Here is a 506-nt window from a genome sequence, read left to right on the forward strand (position 1 = left end):
CTGGCCGATCAGACCTGCCGGACCCGCCCGCCGCCGCCGCACCGCGAGGGGGAGCAGACGACGCGCTGCCATCACTGGCAACGCGCGGGCACGCTGGCGGACGCGCCCGCCGCCGCACTGGCGCCGCCGGAGGCCGCCCCGGCGGAGACCGTGCTGCGGGCGGAGAATCTTTCCAAGACCTTCGCGATCGGCGGGCGGGCGCTGCGCGCGCTCGGCGAGGTGTCGCTCACGCTCGGGCGGGGGGAGACGCTCGGCATCGTCGGCGAAAGCGGCAGCGGCAAGACGACGCTGGCGCGGCTGCTGCTCGGCCTCGTCCGCCCGGATGCGGCGAGCCGGGTGGAGCTGGACGGCGAGATTGCCGCGCCGGAGGCGGCGGGGCGGAGCGATGCCCAGCGCAAGGCGTTGCAGATCGTCTTCCAGAACCCGGATTCGGCGCTGAACCGCGCGCACAGCGTGCGCCACCTGATCGGCCGGGCGCTGAAGCGGCTGGCGGGGCTGGCGCCGCG

1 protein-coding gene is annotated in these 506 nt (G+C 76.5%); it reads left to right on the forward strand.

Annotation, left to right across the window (positions count from 1 at the left end):
• On the forward strand, positions 1 to 506 hold a 506-nt coding region (locus tag APM_RS13240), incomplete at both ends, for an ATP-binding cassette domain-containing protein (RefSeq protein WP_007423869.1).

Origin of the sequence: Acidiphilium sp. PM, assembly GCF_000219295.1 — a bacterium.
Taxonomy (GTDB): domain Bacteria; phylum Pseudomonadota; class Alphaproteobacteria; order Acetobacterales; family Acetobacteraceae; genus Acidiphilium; species Acidiphilium multivorum.